We start from the raw sequence: 18291 nt of genomic DNA, 5'->3' as shown, positions 1-18291 counted from the left end.
AGCGCTGGGGTTTCAGGATTCGGAATTCGGGGATGGAGTGTCGGTCGGGGCCGAACCGGCGCCCGGTTGAATTGCCGGCCCGCCGGCGTCCGGTTGAATTGCCGGCCCGCCGGCGTCGGGATCGATGTCCTTCTCCGTGCGGAACATGAAAAAGAACACCACCCAGCCGATGGTCGAGATGAAGATCCAGCTGACCAGCCGGTAGATCAGCATCGCCGAGATGGCCGAGGCCAGCGTCATTCCCGAGGAGACCAGCCCGGGCACCAGTACGGCCTCCACCACCAGCAGACCGCCCGGCATCAAGGGGATCGCCCCCACCGCCCTGGCTGCGGCGTAGGCGACGGTGACCCCGGCCAGCGACGGATGACCGCCTGCGGCATAGCAGGCGAAGGCCAGGCAGGCCACGTCGGCGACCCAGTTGAACATCGACCAACTGAACGCCAACGCGAGGTCCCGGCGGCCCAGGCTGACCGACTCCAGTTGCTGCAAGATCTCGCGCCACTTGGCCAGTCCGGCGTTCGAGGGCTTGCCGCGCAACGAGTTCACCCACGACAACACCTTGGCGCCGATACCGTCGATCAGTTCCGGTCTGGTGGCCACGGCCTGGGCCAGCAGAATGATCGCCAGGAACGCGCCCAGCGAAAAGATCAGCGACAGTGGGTTTTTGCTGGCGCCCAGCATGAGCGCCCCGCCGAGGCCCAGCAGTGCCAGGCCCACGATCTGCAGCACCCCCGACATCACCAGCTGCCACGAGGCCACCACCGGCGAGGCCCCCCAGATGCGTTGTTGGCGATAGACGAACGTCGCCGAGAGCACCGGGCCGCCGGGCATGGTGGTGGACAGCGCGTTGCCGGCGTAGAACGCCGCCTCCGAACGCCATTGCTTGACGGGTACTCCAGCCGAGCGCAGCAGTGTCCGCTGGATCTGGGCGAAGCTGTGCATCGAGGCCATCGCGGCGCCGACTGCCGCCAGCACCCACCATCCGTTCGCGGTGAGCAGGCTGCGCCAGGCCTTCGCCAACTGGTCCCAGACCAGGGTCACCTCCACAGCGAGCACCGTGACCGCGAGTGCGATGATCGCCCATCGCACCCACCAGTACTTGCCGCGCGTGGAGCCGGCCCGGTCCCGGGCTGTGTCGGCCGGCGCGTCCTGTGACACGCCCTACAGGGTAGCCGCGCAGGTAGCGACGACATCACCGGTTGCGGCGGCGCGCCGCATTAGGCTACCGGCATGTCTTTGGATCCAGTTGCTGATGAGGCCGTTACGCCGTTCGTCCGCAAGGTTGCTGCCTGGTCATGGCGACTGCTGGTCATCTTGGGTGCCGTCCTGGCATTGCTGTGGCTGATCAAACACCTTGAGGTGATCGTGGTGCCGGTGGCGCTGGCCACCATGGTTGCGGCGTTGCTGCTGCCCGCCGTCGACTTCATGGACCGCCGCGGGGCACCGCGCGGAGCCGCCGTGGCGCTGGTATTGCTGGCCAGTTTCGCGGTGGTCGGCGGCATCCTGAGCTTCGTCATCTCCCAATTCATCGAAGGCGCACCACAACTCGTGGAACAGGTGACCCGAAGCATCGACGGGCTGCGCAACTGGCTGATCAACGGCCCGCTGCAGCTGAGCAAGGAGCAGATCGACCAGGCCGGCAACACCGCGATCGAGGCGCTGCAACGCAACCAGGAGAAGCTCACCACCGGTGCGCTGTCCACCGCGGGCACCCTCACCGAGCTGCTCACCGGCGCGCTGTTGGTGCTGTTCACGCTGATCTTCCTGCTGCAGGGCGGGCGCAGCATCTTCGCGTTCGTCACCAAGGTGTTTCCCACCCATGTGCGTGACCGGGTCCAGGACGCCGGGCGGGCCGGTTTCCACTCGTTGGGCGGCTACATGCGAGCCACGTTCCTCGTGGCCCTGGTCGATGCGGTCGGCATCGGTACCGGCCTGGCGATCATGGGCATCCCGCTGGCGCTGCCACTGGCGTCGCTGGTGTTCATGGGCGCCTTCATCCCGCTGGTCGGTGCGGTCGTCGCCGGATTCCTGGCGGTGGTGGTGGCGCTGCTGGCCAAGGGCTTCGTCTACGCCCTGATCACCCTCGGACTGATCATCGCCGTGCAGCAGCTCGAAGGGCATGTGCTGCAACCACTGGTGATGGGCCGTGCGGTGTCGATCCACCCGCTGGCGGTGGTGTTGGCCATCGCGGGCGGTGGTGTGCTGGCCGGCATCGTCGGCGCCCTGCTCGCGGTGCCCACCGTGGCGTTCATCAACAGCGCGACGCGGGTTCTGCTGTCCGAGGACCCGGACGCCGAGGAGGCCCGGCAGGAGGATGCCGAAGGCGTGCTGATCGATGCCACGCCCGACCAGCTGGAGGACTAGCGCCGAAAGTTGGCTTGTGTTCGAGATTTCAGCGAATCATCGAGCACAAGCCAACATTCGATCAACGGGCTCCTAGAGCCGGCCCTCGCGGCGGAGCAGATCCTGCGCGCTCATCCCGCCACCGCGACGCGGAGGTTCGTCGTCGTGGGGGTTGAACTTCTGGGTCGACGGATCCTGATCACGTTGGCGTGACGGCGGATTCGGGCCCGGTCCCGGACCCGGTCCCGGACGCTGCGCGTTGAACGCCGTCGTCGGCGCGCTCTCACCGGCGGCGGGCGGACGCTGCTGTTGTTGCGGCATTGCACGGGTGGCGTCGGCCGAGGGTCGCGGTGCCGGTGGCGCGGGAGGTGGGGGAGGCGGCGGGGTGCCGTTGGACGGGCCGCCCTTGGCCGGGCCGCCGCGCAACGCACCGAGCCACGACTCGATCTCACGATCTTCACGCTGCGGGGGTCCTGCCGGAGCCCCACCGGGCCGCGCGGTCGGCTGCGGGGTGCGCTCCGTGCCGGCGTTGGTGTTGCCGGTCGCGGTGTTGACCGTGTTGACCGCCGTGTTCACCGCGTTGCGCACGGCGTTGCGGGCCATCGCGAACCGCGTGGTGGTCGGCTCTTGGTTGGGCTGCGGCGGGAGCTGCTGCTGGGCCGGTGCCTGAGGCGGGGTGATCCGCGCCGTGCCCGCGGCCGAGGGGGCGTTGGTCCGCGGCATCTGCGGGCGCCTGGGCTCAGCCGCAGGATGGGTCGGATCGTGCGGCCGCGGTGCCGGCAGGGCGCCGACGCCGGCCAGTGCGCGGGGATCCTCGCCGGACTCCTGCGCCATCGGGCGCTTGCGCTCGTCGGGCAGTTCGGTCTCACCGAGGCCGAGCTTCTGCTGAATGCGCTTCATCCAATGCGGAGCCCACCAGCAATCGTCGCCGAGCAGCTTCATGATGGCCGGCACCAGGAACATCCGGATCACCGTGGCGTCCAGCAGCAGTGCGATGAGCAGACCGAAAGCCAGGTACTTCATCATCACCAGGTCGGAGAAGGCGAACGCACCGACCACCACTGCCAGCACCAGTGCCGCACCGGTGATCAGGCGGCCGGTGGTTGCGGTGCCGATGCGAATGGCCTCCGCGGTGGACATGCCGCGTTCCCGGGCCTCCACCATGCGGGATACCAGGAAGACCTCGTAGTCGGTGGACAGACCCCAGATCACCGCGATGATCAAACCGATCATCGGTGCCATCAGTGGTTGTGGGGTGTAGTTGAGCAGCCCAGAACCGTGACCACCTTCGACGAACATCCAGGTCAGGATGCCCATCGTGGACCCGAGTGTCAGTGCGCTCATGAGTGCGGCCTTGATCGGCAGCACGATGGATCCGAACGCCAGGAACATCAGCACCGTCGTGGTGAGGACCAGGATCACCGCCAGCAGCGGCAGGTTGTCGAACAGGCTCTGAATGCTGTCTTGCGCCAGAGCCGGCGTGCCGCCCACGAAGACCTGAGTGCCGTGGGGTGCGGGCAAGGCCCGCAGTTCGTTGATCTTCGCGGGTGCGTCGCTGCTGTTGACCAGGCCGTTCTGAATGCTGCGCACCGACGGATCCTTGGTTCCGCTTTCCTGTGCGTTGCGTTCCTGCCACATCTTGGCCGGGTTGTCGGCGTCGGTGAAGCCGGACACCGTCGCGGCCTTGGAACGTAGCTCGGCGAGCTGCTGGTCGGTGACCGGTTTGCCGTCGTCACTCTGGATGACCATGGTCAGCGGCTCGGTCCGGAAACTGGAGAAGAGTTTGTCGAACTCCTCCTGGGCCATGCGCACCGAGTTGTCCGGCGGCAGGTACTTCTCGCTCATACCGCCCAGCGCGAGCTGGCCGAGCGGGATGACCAGCAGGGTCATCACGACCAGGATCGGCGTGGCGAAGGCAATGGGCCGCTTCATCACGACGTTGACCAGCTTGCCCCAGAAGCCCCGCTCGACTTCTTCGCGGGTTTTCGTCTTCTGGGTCTTCTCGGCGAACCAGTCGATGATCTTCCGGGAGAACGGCCAGTTGGCCAGGAACGGCACCTTCAGCAATGTCGTCACACCAAGTGCGTCGACTCTGGGTCCCAGGATGGCCAGCACAGCCGGCAGCACGGTGATCGAAAGGAATGCCGCCAGCAGTACGGAGGCGATGATGGCGTAGGTGATCGATTTCAGGAAGCCGAGCGGGATCAGCAGCAGTGGCAGCGAGGACGCCACGATGATCACCGAGGAGAACGCGACGGTTCGTCCCGACGTCATCACCGATCTTCGTACCGCGGCCTCGGTGTCATAGCCCTCGGCCAGCTCCTCTCGGAACCGGCTGACGATGAACAGGCCGTAGTCGATCGCGATGCCGAAGCCCATCATCGTCACAACCGGCTGGGCGAAGAAGTGCACCGGCCCGAATTCGGCGGTGAGTCTCAGGATGCCCAGAGCACCGGCGATTGTCAGGCCACCGATGATTGCGGGCAGGGCCGCGGCGACCGCTCCGCCGAACACAAAGAACAGCACCACGGCGACCAATGGCACAATCGCCAGCTCGGCGCGTTTCTGGTCGGTGCCGATGGTGCCGGTCAACTCGCTGGCCAGTGGGTTCAGCCCGGCCAGTTTGATGTCGCCGTCGTTGACTTTCCGCAGGTCAGGTTCGATGACCTGGTAATTCTTCAGAATCGTGTCGTCGTCATCGCCCTTGAGCGGCACGCTGATGAAGGTGTGCTTCAGGTCCTGCGTCTTCATCTGGTTGACGAGTTCGTCGGTGGTGTCAGGGGCTTTGAGCCAACCCACCCAACCGACCATCTGATCCGGGTGATCCTTGACCACCTGGTCCAGTTCCTCGGTGACCCTTTTCTGCCACGCCTTGTCGGTGACCTTCTTGTCATCCGGCGGCGTCAGGATGGCGACGATGTGGCTGGTTCGGTCACGGCCGTAGACCTCGTCGCCCAACAGCGACGCCCGGACCGATTGACTGCCCTCGTCGTAGAAACCACTCTGCGTGACGTGCTCTCCGAGACTGGCGCCGTAGAGGCCGCCACCCAGGCACAGCGTCACCATGACACCGATGACGATGTACCTGAACTGGTACACCGTTCGACCCCACCAGGCGAACACTTAGGCTCCTAACGCTTTTTAAAACTCGTGGTGACCCGCGTTTTGACTGACGAAGGTCTTCAGTTGTTACACACGCGCGGTCAGTAGCGATGACAGCGGCCGGAACGGCTGTAGCCATGCTCCCTGCTCGGGCAGCGAGTCCAGGCCGATCCGTGGCAACGGTTCCCGGAACACACCGGGAATGTCCTCCAGATCGACAAACTCCAAGGTATCCGACGCTAACGCCCAGCTCGCATGTTCGCGAAATCCGAGCACCTGCACCGGGGTGCCCTCACGGGCTATTTCTTCCAGTGGTTGCCGGAACGCCTGTCCGTCCGCCGAGGCAACCAGGACCGCTGCCAGTCCTTCGCTGCGACGCAGGGCGATGTGATCGAGCATGTCGCTGTCGACATCGCTGTCGTCGTCGATCTTCGGCTTCGCGAAGACGGCGAAACCCACGTTACGCAACGCTTCCACCCACGGGCGCACCACATCGGCGCTACCTGGGGCGATGTTGGTGAAGACGGTGGCCTCGGGCTCCAGTGACACGTCTGTGTTGTCTTCGGCGGAGTTGCCGGGCTGGGCGGACAGGTCCGCGGCGTATCCGAGCAACCAGCGGCCCAACGCGTCGAAGCGGGGACGGTGCGCCGCGGTGGGGCGGCCACCCAGGATCGCGCCCAGTCCCATGTCGAGGTTCGGCGCATCCCACACCAGCAGCACCCGGCGTGGGGGCGTGCCGGCCGGCGTGTCGGATCCGGCGCCGGATCGGGCCTCTACCTGCGCGGTGTCGTCCTGCATGTCTTCGGTCACACTCATGGCAGTTTCTCCCACACCAACTCGGTGACGTCGGGGCCGGCCAGGGCCTTGCGTTCGTACTTGGTGACCGGACGCTCGACCGATATGGGCAGAGCCGCGTCCGTCGCGACCCGGCGCAGCCGTGGCTCGGCGTCGCCGACCTCGGCGATGTGCTCGGCGTAACCGGCGTGGTCGGTGGCCGCATGCAGGATTCCGCCGGGACGCAACCGGTCGGCGATCAGTGCCACCGTGGCCGGCTGCAGCAGGCGGCGCTTGTGATGGCGGGCCTTGGGCCAGGGATCCGGGAAGTACACCCGCACGCCGGTCAGGCTCCCGCTACCGAACATGTGCTCCAGCACATCGACGCCGTCCCCGCGAACCAAGCGGATGTTGGTGACGGGCGATGAGGTCTGCATGGAGCGGTCGATCGCGCTGAGCAGCTGGGCCAGGCCTTTGCGGTAGACCTCCACCGCGATCACATCGAAGTCCGGCTCGGCCTGGGCCATCGCCAGCGTGGAGGTGCCGGTGCCGGATCCGATCTCCAGGATCAGCGGGGCCGAGCGGCCGAACCAGACCGCGGTGTCGAGGTCGGACACTGGTGTCGAATCCTCGTCGCGGGCCTGAATGCCCAGCTCGGGCCACAGCCGGTCCCAGGTTTGTTGCTGGGCGGGCGACAGCGTCGACCGCCGGGTGCGGAAGCTGGTCACCCGGGGAAAACGGTGCGGCTGGGCGGACGGCACGTCGGCCGCCTCATCTGCCGGCGCCGGCCCACCGACATCGGACGTGGACGGGTGCATCCGTCCATGGTCTCTTATCGGGGGCGGTGTGCCCGCATCGTGGTAGAGATTGATACCCAACAGTTGCCTCCAGCTGCCAGGGCTTAAACATCCGTTCGCGAGTCCGTCCGGGCCGTGTCACGATTTTTCGTGAGGCACCGGGGTTGCGCCCGTCACCACGCAGGGAAGGCCGCCAGATTTTCGCAGACGAGCTCACACGCTTTGCCGACCGTGACGGCGATGCGCGGTTGGCGGAGATCAGTGCGCGGGTTTCGGCTCCGCTGAGTGTCAGTGTGCGCGGGCGCAGAGGGGTCGGCGTGAGCACGGTGGAAGGCGCCGTTGCCGGCGCCGGTCTGCAGATCGCCGATACCGGCGACGTGACGGTGGTCGTGATCGCCGAGGTGCTCAAACCCGAGGATGAGGCTGTGCTCGCCGAGCTGGCCCGCGCGGGTCGGCCGGCGATCGTCGTCCTCAACAAGTCGGATCTGGCCGGGTCCGGGCCCGGAGGTCCGGTCGCGACCGCCCATCACCGGGCCGGCCGCCTGCAGAAGTTGGCCGGAGTGCCGGTGGTGCCGATGGTCGCGCTGTTGAGCCGGACGGTCCTGTCGGAGCGACTGGTCGACGCACTCCGGTTGTTGGCCGCTGAGCCGGCCGATCTGAACTCGGCGGACGCCTTTGTGGCGGGTCCGCACCGGGTGGAACGCGCCGTGCGCGCCGAGCTGCTGCAACGTCTCGACCGGTTCGGGATCGCGCACACCACGCTGGCGTTGAGCCGGGGCGCGGCTGCCCAGAGCCTGCCCGGGCTGTTGCGACGGCTCAGTGAGGTCGATCGGGTGGTGGGGGCCATCGATACCGCGGCCGCGTCGGTTTGGTATCGGCGGGTGCGGTGGGCGCTGGCTGAGCTGCGCGCGGTCGGCGGCCCGTCGGTGGGACGCTTTCTTGCCGCCGACGAGACGGTGATCGCGGTGATGGCCGCGGCCGTCGATGTGGTGCAGGCCGACGGGCTGACGGTGGATCCCGGAGCTGACCGTGACGCCCATCTGTGCCGGGCCCGCCACTGGCAGCGCTACCGTGACGGTCCGGTGAATGCCTTGCACCGCAGTTGTGGCGACGACATAGTGCGAGGGTCACTGAGACTGTTGGGTGCGGCGGGTAAGGGACGATGACCGACGTGGATACGGCCCGGGATGAGGCCGTGGCGGAAGCCGTGGCGGCGGCTGACGCCGTGGTGGCAGCGATCGATCCCGGCCTGAACACGCCGGGCGTGGACACCCGCGACGCGGTGCTGGTGGCCGGCCCGTGGTTGGCCGGATCGACGAGTGTGATGGCGGCGTTGCGGGAGCGGATGCCGCAGACCACGTTCGTCGAATCCACCGAACTGGTGGCCGGTGAGGCACCGGCGGCCGTGGTGTTCGTGGTTTCGGCGGCCGCCCCGATCACTGAATCCGATTGTGCCCTGGTCGATTTGGCTTCGCGCTACACCGACGTGGTGGTGGGTGTGGTGTCCAAGATCGATGCGTACCGCGACTGGCGCGATGTGCGCGACGCCGATGCGGAGATCCTGAGCGGGCGCGACGAGCGCTACGAGCGCATGCCCTGGGTGGGGGTGTCGGCCGCGCCCGATCTGGGTGAGCCGCAGCTCGATGAACTCGTCGAACTGCTCAAAAGTCAGTTGTCTGATCCCGACATCGCGCGCCGGAACAGGCTGCGCGCCTGGGAAACTCGCCTGGAAGCAGTGATCGGCAGGTATGAGGCCGACGGATCCGGGGCTGACCGTCAGGCGCGGGTGGATGTGTTGCGGGAGCGTCGCGCCGAGGTGGGCAGGGCCCGCAGGCTGACCCGCACCGAGCGCAGCATCGGGTTGCGCAGTCAGATGCAGCAGGCCCGGGTTCAGCTCGGCTACTTCGCCCGCAACCGGTGTAATTCGGTGCGCACCGAACTGCAGGAGGATGTCGCCGGCATCAGTCGTCGTCGGATTGCGACGTTCGAGGAGTACGCCCGTCAGCGCGCCGGCGACGTTGTCGGCGAGGTCGATGAGGGCGTGACCGCACACCTGCGTGGGGTCGCGGCGGAACTCGAGTTGCCCCTCCCTGCGGGGTCGGCTGCGCCGGCGCAGGCTGGATTGCCGGCGCAGCCGGCGGTGGTGCCCGACCTGTCGTCGCCGCCGCTGAAATCCCGCACGCCCGAGACGCGGCTGATGCTGGTTCTGGGCGCGGGCTTCGGGCTGGGTGTCGCGGTGGCGGTCAGCCGGCTGCTGGTCGGTGCGGCGCCGAGACTGGCCGTGGCCGGACTCGTGGTCGGCGCGGTGGTGGGTCTGCTGCTGGCGGTCTGGGTGGTCGGCACCCGCGGGCTGTTGCACGACCGGGCGGTACTGGACCGTTGGGTCGGTGAGATCACCACGACCCTGCGTTCGGCGGTGGAAGAACTCGTCGCGACGCGGGTGCTCGCCGCGGAAACCGTACTCACCACCGAACTGGCGGCGCGAGAGGAATCCGAGACCGCCGCGGCGGCCGAGAAGACTGCCGCGATGGACGCCGAACTGCGTGAACATGCCATCGCCACCGCGCGGGCGGCGGCTCAGCGGGACCGTCGGATCCCGCCGTTACAGCGCGCGCTGAACGCGGTCCGGGCGGATTTGTACGGCAACAGCGACGCTACTGACGAGTAACCGGCTGATAACGTTCATCTGAATCGTTCCTGTGAGTGATCGGACATACCACTGGTTCACCGTGGGTATGTCACCCGCGTTAACCTCTACCCAAGGGGTAGCCGTGACCGCGTCGTGACGCGGCTTGGGTTACACGAACCTACGCAGGAGAATTTGATGACCTCAGCGACCATTCCGGGTCTGGACACCGCACCGACGAAACATCAGGGACTGCTGGCCTGGGTTCAGGAGGTCGCAGAGTTGACTCAGCCCGACCGGGTGGTCTTCGCCGACGGGTCTGCCGAGGAGTACGACCGGTTGGCCGCCCACCTGGTCGAGGCGGGCACTTTCCAGAAGCTGAACGAGGAGAAGCAGCCGAACTCGTACCTGGCGCTCTCCGATCCCTCAGATGTCGCCCGGGTGGAATCGCGTACCTTCATCTGCTCCGAGCGGGAGATCGACGCCGGCCCCACCAACAACTGGATGGAGCCCGCCAAGATGCGCGGGATCATGGCCGATCTGTACCGCGGCTCGATGCGTGGCCGCACCATGTACGTGGTGCCGTTCTGCATGGGCCCGCTGGACGCCGAGGACCCCAAGCTCGGTGTGGAGATCACCGATTCCGAGTACGTCGTAGTCTCGATGCGCACCATGACCCGGATGGGCCGGGCTGCGCTCGACAAGATGGGCGACGACGGCTTCTTCGTCAAGGCGCTGCACTCGATCGGCGCACCGCTGGAGCCCGGTGAGAAGGATGTGCCGTGGCCGTGCAACGACACCAAGTACATCACCCACTTCCCGGAGACCCGCGAGATCATGAGCTTCGGCTCGGGTTACGGCGGTAACGCGCTGCTGGGCAAGAAGTGCTACTCGCTGCGCATCGCCTCGGCGATGGCCCACGACGAGGGCTGGCTCGCCGAGCACATGCTGATCGTCAAGTTGATCTCCCCGGAGAACAAGTCCTACTTCGTCGCTGCGGCGTTCCCGTCGGCCTGCGGCAAGACCAACCTCGCGATGCTGCAGCCCACCATCCCGGGCTGGCGCGCCGAGACCGTCGGTGACGACATCGCCTGGATGCGGTTCGGCAAGGACGGCCGCCTCTACGCCGTCAACCCCGAGTTCGGCTTCTTCGGTGTCGCTCCCGGCACCAACTGGGATTCCAACCCGAACGCGATGAAGACCATCGCCGCGGGCAACACCGTCTTCACCAACGTCGCCAAGACCGACGACAACGACGTGTGGTGGGAAGGCCTGGAGGGCGAGCCCGATCATCTGATCGACTGGAAGGGCCAGGACTGGAACCTGCGGGAGGCGGAAACCAAGGCGGCGCACCCGAATTCGCGCTACTGCACCCCGATCGCCCAGTGCCCGACGCTGGCGCCGGAGTGGAATGACCCGGAGGGCGTGCCGATCTCGGCGATCCTGTTCGGCGGCCGCCGCAAGACCACGGTCCCGCTGGTGACCCAGGCCCGCGACTGGCAGCACGGCGTCTTCATCGGCGCCACCCTCGGCTCCGAGCAGACCGCCGCCGCCGAAGGCAAGGTCGGCACCGTGCGCCGCGACCCGATGGCCATGCTGCCGTTCCTCGGCTACAACGTCGGTGACTACTTCCAGCACTGGATCAACATCGGCAAGAACGCCGACGAGTCGAAGCTGCCCGCGGTGTTCTTCGTCAACTGGTTCCGCCGCGGCGACGACGGCCGCTTCCTGTGGCCCGGCTTCGGTGAGAACAGCCGCGTGCTGAAATGGGCCATCGAGCGCATCGAGCACAAGGCCGACGGCAAGAGCACCCCGATCGGCATCGTGCCGACGGCGGCCGACCTGGACCTGTCCGGGCTCGACGTGGATCCCGCCGACGTGGACGAGGCCCTGGCCGTCAACGCCGAGGAGTGGAAGGCCGAGCTCCCGCTGATCGAGGAGTGGTTCGAGTTCGTCGGCGAGAAGCTGCCCACCGGCATCAAGGACGAGTTCGACGCCCTCAAGCACCGCCTGTCTGAGTCCTGACCCCGCGAGCGTGCGTGTCTGCTGGACACGCCGCCACGCGTCAGCATTACGCGCACCCTCGTGACTTCACGAGGGTGCGCGTTTGCGTTGGCGGCGAAGGCGTTACGCCGGTGAGCTCGCGCGTGCCGGCCACCACATCCGTTCTCCCAGCAGGCTCATCGCGGCGGGAACGAGGTAGGTTCGCACGACGGTGATGTCCAGCAGCAGACCGATGCCGACAGTGGACCCGATCTGCACCAAGTTGAGCACCGTCCCACTGGTGAGCGCGAACATGGTGATCGCGAAAACGACTCCCGCGGTGGTGATCACGCTTCCAGTGCTGCCGAACCCGCGGATTATCCCGCTGATCACGCCACTGTGGGATTCCTCGCGGATGCGGGCGGCGAACAGCATGCTGTAGTCGGCGCCGACGGCGACCAACGCCATGAACGACACCGGGAAGACCGACCAGTCCAGGTTGATACCGATGATGTGCTGCCAGATGAGGGTGGACATTCCGGCCGCGGCACCGAAAGACAGCACCACCGCCGCGATCATCAGCACGGGTGCCACCAGGCTGCGCAGCATGACGATCAACACCAGCAGCACGGCCGCCACCGCGACGACACCGAAAAGTGCGAAGTCACGCCAGGTTTGGTCGAGGTGACGTTGCGACAGCGAGGCCAGGCCGGTCGATTCGATGTTCGCGTGCTCGAGGACGGTGCCGGTGGCGGCATTGTTCGCCGCGGCGATGACATCCGGTATCGCACCCATCGCCTCGGCACCGTACGGGTTGACCGACCAGACCACCATCATGCGGGCGCTGTGGCCGTCCGGCGAGATGAGCAGCCGCTCACCTGCGGTGAACCGGCGATCGCTGCGGCCTTCCTCGGGTAGGTAGAAGCCGCGCCCCGCGCCGGTCGCGGTGTCGGCGGAAAGCCGGTGCAGGAAGTCCGATGCCCGGTTGAGCCCGGCACCGAGTTCGGTGGTCAGCGCCACCATGGTGTCGGTGCCGGATTTGACCTGGCCCAGACCGGTGGTGAGCCGACTCAGACCCGTTGACAGTTCGTTGATTCCGGACATCAGCCGGTTGAGGTCGCCTCGGGTCTGCTCGGGCGTACGGGTGCCGAGCTGGTCGAGCATGGTCCGCAGACCCTTGATGCCGGCGCGGAGATCCGGCAGGGTGTCCAGCGCGGTGCTCACCGGACGCTCGGGCACCAGCGGCGCGGCGAGCGTCAGGCCGTTGATCGCGAGCAGCGCCCGCCCACTGGTGGCCGCGTTGAGGTCGGCGAAGGCCTGACGCGCCCGCAGGCAGTCCGCAGCGCAGTCAGGCCCGGGCACGGCTGCCGTCAGTGGATCGAACACCGCATGCATGGCAGCCGTGGGAGCGGCCAATTTGTCTCGGGTGGAATCGATTTCGTTGACCGCACGGTCCAGTGCATCGGTGGCGCCGGCCATGGTGCGGACCACGGTCGCCACGTCGAGAGATCCGTCCGAGACGTTGTTCACCACCCGGTTCGCGGATTCCAGGGTGCCGAGCAGGTTTCGGGTGAGGGCGACGAGGTCGTGGGCGCCCTTGGCGAGCTCGGGCAGCCTGTCTGCGGCGCCTGCCGAACCGTCGTGCAGTTGGGTCACCCCGGCCGCGAGCTGTTTCAGTTGAGGGATGGCCTGCTCGACGCGGTCGTGTGCGTCGGCCAAGCCATCACCGACCTGAGCGGTCTGCGATCCGATCGCTGTCTCGGGCAACGGCTTTCCATCGGGTCGGGTGATGGATCGGACATAGGCGACCTGCGGGAGATTGCCGATCGACATCGCGATCAGGTCCAGCGCGGCCAGATCGTTGGTGTTGCGCATGTCGTGGTCGGCCCGGATGGTGACGAACTCCGGGGCCGCTTCGTTGACACCCCAATGACGGTAGACGGCCTCGTAGCCACGCTTGCTGTCGGTGGACCGCAACTGCATGGCGTTCTCGTCGATGTTGGGCTGGAACGTGAACAGCACCGCGCTGGTCGCAAGCAGGAACACCAGTGATGCGGCAACCAGGGCAGGTGCCCGGCGCACGATCGCAGCTCCGCGTCGGCGCCATCGGCGTTCGTCGAGCGGACGGGGTTCGGCGAAACCGCGCCGGCCCCACAGCGCCATGATGGCCGGGGTGAGTGTCAGGCTGACCGCCATGGTGATCGCGATCGCCAGCGCGATCGGTGGGCCGGCAGTGCGGAACATGCCGATCTTGGTGAACACCATGGCCATTCCGGCGCCGGCGATGGTCAGCGCCGACGCGATGACGATGCCCGCGGTGTGTGCCCCGGAGCGGGCCACCGAGTCGTCGACGGACATCCCGCGCCGTCTGCCCTCGTGGTAGTTGGCCAGCAGGAAGATGCCGTAGTCGGTACCGGCGCCGAGCACCATGGCGGTGACGAGGGCGATGGTGAAGTTGGATACCGACAGCAGCTCGTTGCCGCCGAGCCACGAGATCACCGGGCGGGCCACGCCCAACGAGATGCCCACGGTGAGCAGCGGGATCATCGCGGTCAGCAGTGACCGGTACACCGCCAGCAGCAACAGCGTGATCAGCACGACCGAAACCACGGTGATGATGGCGAGCGAGGTGTCGATGGCGGAGAACAGGTCCGACAGCGTCGGCGCGGCACCGGTGAAATGCACGTCGACGCCCGGTGGGCGCGGCAAGGCCTCGACTGCGGCGCGGACGTTCTCGGTGGACCGGTGTGCGCGGGTGGAGCCGACGTCGCCCGTGGTCGCGACGATCAGATGGATGGCCTTCCCGTCGGGACTCAGGCCGAGTTTCTCCAGACCGGGGGTGCCGTAGGTGTCGAGCACATATGCGACGTCGTCCTTGTCGGCCACCAATCGCGACACCATGTCGCGGTAGTACGCGGTGTCGGCGGACCCGAGTGCCCGGTCGCTGGACACCACGATGCTGCCGATCGCGGTGGTGTCGGGGACGCCGAAGTCACGGGACATCTGTCGCAGGGTTTCGGTGGTCTGGCTTTCCGGGGTGAACGGCGCCGAGTGCTCGGCGACCGTGTGTTCCAGCTGGGGGACGGCCAGGTTGAGCACACCGGCCAGGGCCAGCCAGGCGCCGAGAACCCACCAGGCGTGCTTGGCGCAGGCGCGTGTGAGTTTGCCGAAGATCGCGAGATCGTGCATTTCGGCATCGTAGATCAATCGGTCTATGTATGGTCGACTAGGATGGACCAATCGGTCTATTCAGGTGTTGGAGAGGGTGGCGACAGTGGCGGGCCCGCGTGAGCGTCTCATCCAGAGCGCCATCGAGCTGATGCGTGAGTACGGCGTACATGCGACGGGTCTCAGCGATCTGCTGGACCGCAGCAATACCGCCCGCGGGTCGATCTACCAGCATTTTCCTGCGGGGAAAACTGAATTGATGGAGCAGGCGACGCTGGAGGCCGGGCGGATCATCACCGCCAGGATCGAAGAGTTGACGCAGGCGTTGCCCGCCGAGGACGTGATCCGTGCCTTCGTCGGCGGCTGGAAACAGAACCTCACCGACAGTGAGTTCACCGGAGGATGCCCCATCGTGGCGGCCGCCCAGGCCGGGCCGGATGCGCTCGCGGTACGGGAAGCCTCGGCAGCGGTGTTTGCTGATTGGGCGCGCGTGATCGCGGCTTCGATCGAATCCAAGGGTGTTGACGCAGCGACCGCGGCCTCACTCGGCAGCTTCATCGTCAGCTCACTCGAAGGCGCCATCATTCAGTGCCGCAGCGCCAGGTCGCTGCAGCCGCTCGACGACGCCTGCACCAGCCTGATGTTGCTGCTGCGTGGGATCGGTGCGGACTGACTGGGGGTTACCCCGCGGTGCGCAATTCGGACCGGGCCCGGCCGATCTGTTCGAATGCGTAGTCGGCAATCTCGGTGGTCGTCATGCCGGCACCGGTCTGAGCGAGCGATCGGTAGCGGTCGTCGCCGAGAACATCGCGCAGATGGGTGATCGCGGCGACGATCTCGGGAAAACTCGGGTGCCCGATTGCGGCTGCGGTGAATCCCATGACGGTAGCGGCCGGCTCGTGGATGCCTAGTCGAGCAAGCAACGCCGCGAGCAGTCCAAGAGTGACGCGCATGAGCTCCGTGGTGCCGGAATCGTAGTAGTGCCGGACGGTTTGGGTGATGTAGTCGAAGGCTTCGGTAAATTCGCCGCGGTCGGCCGCCAGTCCGGTCAGGAGCCCCGCGATGATGGATGTCTGCTGTCGATCGCCGCTTTCGTCAGCGATCGCCAATGCCCGGCGAAGGGCTTCGTACGCCGCGGTGGGATCGGTCTCCCGCCGGGCCCAGCCATATCCGAGCAGCGCGGCTCCGGCCAGGCTGGGATTGTTGGCGGCGAGAGCGACCGCGAGCAGATTCTGCGACACCTCGATTGCTTCGGTCATGGCTCCGCAGACGGCCAAGGACACCACCATCACCGACTCGCTCGCTGTGTGGCGGCTCGGACTACGTGCGATGCCGGCGCGGCACCACTCAACAGCCCGTTCGGGCCGACCTGTCGTGCTGTATCCGGCGGCCACCACACACGAGAGCTCATCGCCGACGTCGTCGAATTCGCCGCTCTCGATCGCCGCCCGGGCCGCATTGGCGTACTCGTCGAAGTCATCGAGCCGTCCCAGTGCGGCACAGTTGGCGGCGCCGACGTAGAGCTGCGCCAGTCGTGGATGGTGTGTGGCTTTCGCGAGCGGGATGATCTCCTCGACCCAGGCCAGTGGTTCCCATTGCTCGAGGAAGTACCCGAAGAAGATGGAAGTCGCTGCGATCGTGGCCGCGGTATCGAGGTCGCCGTGGTCGGCAGCCCACCGGAATGCCGCACGCAGGTTCGGTAGTTCGCCGGAGAACCATGCGTAGGCCTCCCGCTGACGCGGGCTGTCCCACAGTGCAAGCGCTTCGGGCTCCAAGCTCGCGAAGTAGCGTGCGTGCGCGGTGCGCACACTTTCGCCGTCACCGGCGCGGACGAGTTGTTCCTCTGCGAATTGACGGATCGTCTCGAGCATCGAAAAGCGAGTCTTCGCCGAAGTCCGGTCGGCTACCAGCAGCGACTTGCGGACCAGGGCATCGAGGAGATCCACAGCGACGAGTTCGTCATCGGAGTCGGCGATCGCACATACTCCGGCCAGGCTGAACCCGCCGGCGAACACTGAACACCTTGCCAGCAGCGTCTTTTCATCTCTGTCCAAGAGGTCATAGGACCATTGCACTGCGTGGTGCAACGTTTGGTGGCGCTCCAACCCGCGACGTGCTCCTATGAGCAATCGAAAGCGATCATCGAGCCGATCCCGAACCTCGGTAGCTGTCATTGACCCGGTGCGGGAGGCCGCAAGCTCGATCGCCAGCGGAATCCCGTCGAGTCTGTGGCAGATCTCGACTACAGCGGCGGCCTCAGCCGGTGCGGTGAACGTGGCATTGGGTGATACCGCTTGCGCCCGGTCGATGAACAATGCGGCGGCGGCAGAGTCGTTGCCTGCCCGGATGTCCAACGACGGTACTGGCCAGAGCTGTTCGTCGTTGAGTCGGAGTCCTTCCCGGCTCGTGGCCAGGACTCCGACGGTGACGGAATGGGCGAAGATCCGTTCGACCAGATCGGCCGCGGCATCCAGGACGTGTTCGCAGTTGTCGAGCACCAGCAGACGTGTTCGGCCTTCCAACGCGATAGCGACACTGTCGGAGACGCTCAATCCCGGCTGTTGGGTGATACCGAGAACGGCCGCGACCTCATCGGGTACGGCGACGGGGTCACCGACCGCGGCGAGTTCGATCACGAACACCCCATCCGGATACCTGTCGGCGGACCGTGAGGCCAACTCCAGTGCGAGGCGGGTCTTGCCGACACCGCCGACACCGGTGAGTGTCACCAGGCGGTGTGATTTCAGAGTCGTGCTCAGCTCATCGAGTTCGGTCTCACGTCCGATGAGGCTCGTGGTGGGGATCCGCAGATTACCGCGCGCGGCATTGGCGGTTGCCAACGGCGGGAAGTCGGCGCGGAGGCCTTCCGCGTTGACCTGAAAGATCTCAACGGGTCTGACTATGTCCCGTAACTTATTGGGCCCCAGCGGTATCAAATCGACCTCCATCAGCAGACCGCTGGTAATGCCGTCAACCAGAATCTGCCCGCCGTGACCGGCCGCCATCACTCGAGCGGCGCGGTTGAGGACGGCGCCGAAATAGTCGTCGTCGCGGCGTTCGGCTTCGCCGGTGGCGATTCCCATTCGTACGGGCAATTCCAGACCACGTTGCGCGGTGATGGCGGCGTCGACGGCGGCCGCTGGTGAGGTGAACACGGCACACATTCCGTCACCGGTGTGTTTGAACACCTGACCGTCGTGGGCCTCAATCGCTGATCGCAGCACTTCATCGTGGGACTCCAACGCTGCTCGCATGGCTTCGGGATCGGCTTCCCACCGTCGGGTGGAGCCTTCGATGTCGGTGAACACGAACGTGACGACCCCCGACGGCATGTCGATGTCGTCCTCAGCGCGCTTCGATCGATCGCATCGGCGCTCCCCACGCTAGATCCGCTGGGCGTTTGGACATCGTAGGTCCGGCGGGCGCGGCTGGACTTGGGATTGGCGGTGCGGGGCGCTGTCGGTGCTTCTGTAGTCAAACACCTGCTCACGCCGTGCC

Annotated in this window: 11 protein-coding genes; 5 read left to right on the top strand and 6 right to left on the bottom strand. The window is 66.5% G+C overall.

What is annotated here, in order from left to right:
* Positions 1-12: 12 nt before the first annotated feature.
* Positions 13-1158, bottom strand: coding sequence for a YbhN family protein (locus AB0I14_RS04800; RefSeq protein WP_358016516.1), 1146 nt, complete (start codon positions 1156-1158; stop codon positions 13-15).
* Positions 1159-1230: 72 nt separating this feature from the next.
* Here AB0I14_RS04800 and AB0I14_RS04795 point away from each other — a divergent pair, with 72 nt between their 5' ends.
* A complete protein-coding gene (locus AB0I14_RS04795) occupies positions 1231-2364 on the top strand; it encodes an AI-2E family transporter (RefSeq protein WP_358016513.1) in 1134 nt (377 codons plus the stop codon).
* A 72-nt stretch (positions 2365-2436) separates the two neighbouring features.
* On the opposite strand, the gene AB0I14_RS04790 is transcribed toward AB0I14_RS04795, so the two are convergent.
* The 3 genes from AB0I14_RS04790 to trmB form a co-directional block, all read right to left on the bottom strand.
* Positions 2437-5466, bottom strand: coding sequence for an MMPL family transporter (locus AB0I14_RS04790; protein WP_358016510.1), 3030 nt, complete (start codon positions 5464-5466; stop codon positions 2437-2439).
* Between the two features lie 66 nt (positions 5467-5532).
* The gene (locus tag AB0I14_RS04785; protein WP_358016507.1) at positions 5533-6261 is read right to left on the bottom strand and encodes an NYN domain-containing protein; all 729 of its coding nucleotides are present in this window, start codon (positions 6259-6261) and stop codon (positions 5533-5535) included.
* Positions 6258-7055: a tRNA (guanosine(46)-N7)-methyltransferase TrmB gene (gene trmB, locus AB0I14_RS04780; RefSeq protein WP_358016816.1), complete on the bottom strand. Its 798-nt coding sequence runs from the start codon at positions 7053-7055 to the stop codon at positions 6258-6260. Before trmB ends, AB0I14_RS04785 begins: the two co-directional genes overlap by 4 nt.
* Before the next feature lie 278 nt (positions 7056-7333).
* Between trmB and AB0I14_RS04775 the strand changes: the two genes are divergently transcribed.
* From AB0I14_RS04775 to AB0I14_RS04765, 3 genes are all read left to right on the top strand, one after another.
* Positions 7334-8182 (top strand): hypothetical protein, encoded by an 849-nt coding sequence (locus AB0I14_RS04775; RefSeq protein WP_358016504.1) that lies wholly within the window; start codon positions 7334-7336, stop codon positions 8180-8182.
* Complete coding sequence (locus tag AB0I14_RS04770; RefSeq protein WP_358016501.1) at positions 8179-9684, top strand: hypothetical protein; 1506 nt, start codon at positions 8179-8181, stop codon at positions 9682-9684. The genes AB0I14_RS04775 and AB0I14_RS04770 overlap by 4 nt, the downstream gene beginning before the upstream one ends.
* Before the next feature lie 156 nt (positions 9685-9840).
* The gene (locus tag AB0I14_RS04765; RefSeq protein WP_358016498.1) at positions 9841-11667 is read left to right on the top strand and encodes a phosphoenolpyruvate carboxykinase (GTP); all 1827 of its coding nucleotides are present in this window, start codon (positions 9841-9843) and stop codon (positions 11665-11667) included.
* Positions 11668-11769: 102 nt separating this feature from the next.
* Here the strand turns inward: AB0I14_RS04765 and AB0I14_RS04760 are convergent, their stop codons facing one another.
* The gene (locus tag AB0I14_RS04760) at positions 11770-14814 is read right to left on the bottom strand and encodes an MMPL family transporter (protein WP_358016495.1); all 3045 of its coding nucleotides are present in this window, start codon (positions 14812-14814) and stop codon (positions 11770-11772) included.
* A gap of 85 nt (positions 14815-14899) precedes the next feature.
* On the opposite strand from AB0I14_RS04760, the gene AB0I14_RS04755 reads away from it, so the two are divergent.
* Positions 14900-15466 carry a TetR/AcrR family transcriptional regulator gene (locus AB0I14_RS04755; protein ID WP_358016492.1) on the top strand — a complete coding sequence of 189 codons (567 nt, stop codon included), beginning with the start codon at positions 14900-14902 and terminating at the stop codon, positions 15464-15466.
* A 7-nt stretch (positions 15467-15473) separates the two neighbouring features.
* Here AB0I14_RS04755 and AB0I14_RS04750 read toward each other — a convergent pair whose 3' ends face one another.
* Positions 15474-18125 (bottom strand): adenylate/guanylate cyclase domain-containing protein, encoded by a 2652-nt coding sequence (locus AB0I14_RS04750; protein WP_358016489.1) that lies wholly within the window; start codon positions 18123-18125, stop codon positions 15474-15476.
* Between the last annotated feature and the right edge of the window lie 166 nt (positions 18126-18291).

Origin of the sequence: Mycobacterium sp. NPDC050441 (assembly GCF_040655355.1) — a bacterium.
In the GTDB taxonomy this organism is placed as follows: domain Bacteria; phylum Actinomycetota; class Actinomycetes; order Mycobacteriales; family Mycobacteriaceae; genus Mycobacterium.
Note: the sequence above shows the minus strand (reverse complement) of the source record. Positions and strands in the feature narration are given on the sequence as shown.

Coding starts and splice junctions, on each gene's coding strand:
- AB0I14_RS04795 (WP_358016513.1), top strand. CDS start 1,231: ATGTCTTTGGATCCAGTTGCTGATGAGGCCGTTACGCCGTTCGTCCGC.
- AB0I14_RS04785 (WP_358016507.1), bottom strand. CDS start 6,261: ATGAGTGTGACCGAAGACATGCAGGACGACACCGCGCAGGTAGAGGCC.
- AB0I14_RS04770 (WP_358016501.1), top strand. CDS start 8,179: ATGACCGACGTGGATACGGCCCGGGATGAGGCCGTGGCGGAAGCCGTG.
- AB0I14_RS04765 (WP_358016498.1), top strand. CDS start 9,841: ATGACCTCAGCGACCATTCCGGGTCTGGACACCGCACCGACGAAACAT.
- AB0I14_RS04760 (WP_358016495.1), bottom strand. CDS start 14,814: ATGCACGATCTCGCGATCTTCGGCAAACTCACACGCGCCTGCGCCAAG.
- AB0I14_RS04750 (WP_358016489.1), bottom strand. CDS start 18,125: ATGCCGTCGGGGGTCGTCACGTTCGTGTTCACCGACATCGAAGGCTCC.